We start from the raw sequence: 1,379 nt of genomic DNA, 5'->3' as shown, positions 1-1,379 counted from the left end.
AAGGCGCCGCCGTCCGGTTCAGCTCCTCCAACAGGTACGCCCGCTCCGCGGCCGGCAGCAGCTCAATCCGGTCGACCGGCTGCTGCACATCCGCAGCCATCGCCCGCAGCAGCGCCAGCAAATAGCCCCGCTGCCGCTCAATCGTCGCTTGATCGAACAGCGCCGTCGCATAGCCCAGCGTTCCGGCGATGACCTCGCCATGTTCGCTTAAGCTCAGTTCGAGATCAAACTTGACCTGATCGTAACGATCTCCCGCAGCCTCCACCCTCAGCCCGGGAAGGTCGAACGACTGAGCGGCGGTGTTCTGCCAGGCCAACCCCACCTGGAACAATGGCGTGTGATCAAGCGACCGTGGCGGCTGCACGATCTCCACCACCTGCTCAAATGGCAGGTCCTGATGGTCCTGCGCAGCCAAGGCCGTGCGCCGCGTCCGGTCCAACAGCTCCGCCACGCTCGGCTCCCGCGACAGGTCGAGCCGCAGCGCCAAGGTGTTCACGAAGAAGCCAATCAACTCTTCGATCTCGCCCCGGCCCCGATTGGCGCTCGGCACACCAATGACGATGTCGTCCTGTCCCGACAGACGCGCCAGCACCGCGGCCCAGGCCGCCAGCACCGTCATGAACAACGTCGTGCCATGCTGCTGGCCCAGCAGCCTCAAGCCCCGCGTCAGATCCGCATCGATGACGACAGGCACACTGGCCCCGGCAAACGACTGCTCGGCCGGTCGTGGCCGGTCCGTCGGCAGCTCAAGTCGTGCCGGGGCACCAGCCAGGTTCTGGCGCCAATACTGCGCCTGGCTCTGCAGCCGCTCGCCCGATAGGTACTGGCGTTGCCAGGCGGCATAATCCGGATACTGGATCGCAAGCGGCGGCAGCGGATCGTCTTGCCCAGCCACGAACGCCCGGTACAGGCTGCTCAGTTCACGCACCAACACGCCCATCGACCAGCCGTCCGAGACAATATGATGCTGGGTCAGCAGAAAGACGTGCTCCTGCTCGGACATCCGGATCAGCCGGCCGCGGATCAGCGGGCCGCGCGCCAGATCAAAGGGCGCGCGGGCCTCTTCATGGCACAGATCCGCAAGCGCAGCTTCCGCATCGACCCTGTCGCGCAGATCGTGCTGCAGCAGTGGCAGCCCCACATCCGGCGGCAGAACTTCAACCCAAGGCTCCCCCTCGGAGGCGACAAAAATGCTGCGTAGCGCCTCGTGACGCGCCAGCACACGGTCAAGGCTGCGCTGCCAAGCCGCGTGGTCGAGCACACCCCACAGCCGCAAGGCCAGCGGCATGTGGTAGGTCGTGCCGCCCGCATTCAGCTGCGCCAAAAACCACAGCCGCTGCTGCGCAAAGGACAGCACAAGTGGTTCATCGCGCCCAACC

At 65.8% G+C, this 1,379-nt stretch carries 1 protein-coding gene; it reads right to left on the bottom strand.

Features of this window, described 5'->3' with window-relative positions; translation table 11 throughout:
- A partial coding sequence (locus K288_RS49195; RefSeq protein WP_244443499.1) for a condensation domain-containing protein occupies nt 1-1,357 on the bottom strand: 1,357 nt, incomplete at its 3' end.
- Nucleotides 1,358-1,379 lie beyond the last annotated feature (22 nt).

Origin of the sequence: Bradyrhizobium sp. Ai1a-2, assembly GCF_000426245.1 — a bacterium.
Classification (GTDB): domain Bacteria; phylum Pseudomonadota; class Alphaproteobacteria; order Rhizobiales; family Xanthobacteraceae; genus Bradyrhizobium.
Note: the sequence above shows the minus strand (reverse complement) of the source record. Positions and strands in the feature narration are given on the sequence as shown.